The sequence below is a fragment of the Arthrobacter sp. A2-55 genome, assembly GCF_025548615.1.
GTDB classification, from domain to species: Bacteria; Actinomycetota; Actinomycetes; order Actinomycetales; family Micrococcaceae; genus Specibacter; species Specibacter silviterrae.
The window spans coordinates 1-353 of record NZ_JAJLOZ010000159.1 but is presented as its reverse complement, the minus strand read 5'-3'; the positions used below and the strand labels follow the sequence as shown (position 1 = coordinate 353).

The following is a 353-nucleotide window of genomic DNA, read 5'->3' as shown; positions in this document are numbered from 1 at the left end:
TCGGGCTCGCTGGCCGTGGCGCAGTCGCTGGCCGCGGTGGAACTGACAGCCCGGGGGCCGCGCGCACGGACGGCCGCCAAGGTGGCGAGTGATCACGTCCGCACCGAATCCCGCGGTGAATCCCGGAGTGAATCCCGCACCGAATCACAGGTCCCGCTGGCCGAACTCCTCGTGGACAAGCTGGTACAGACCCGGCGCCGCGGCCCGCTCGTCGCCATCACCGGGCTGCTGACCATGGCCGACGCCGCCGTCCTGGCCGCCGCCACCGAGGCGGCCGAGGGCGCCTTTGCGCTCATGGTCTGCACCGACACGCGCGACGCCGCCGAACCCCTGGCCGTGCTCCACCGCGCCGG

At 73.9% G+C, this 353-nt stretch carries 1 pseudogene; it reads left to right on the top strand.

Annotated features, from left to right (window positions below):
* Positions 1-353: pseudogene (locus tag LPN03_RS20765) on the top strand (hypothetical protein); the annotation flags it as partial.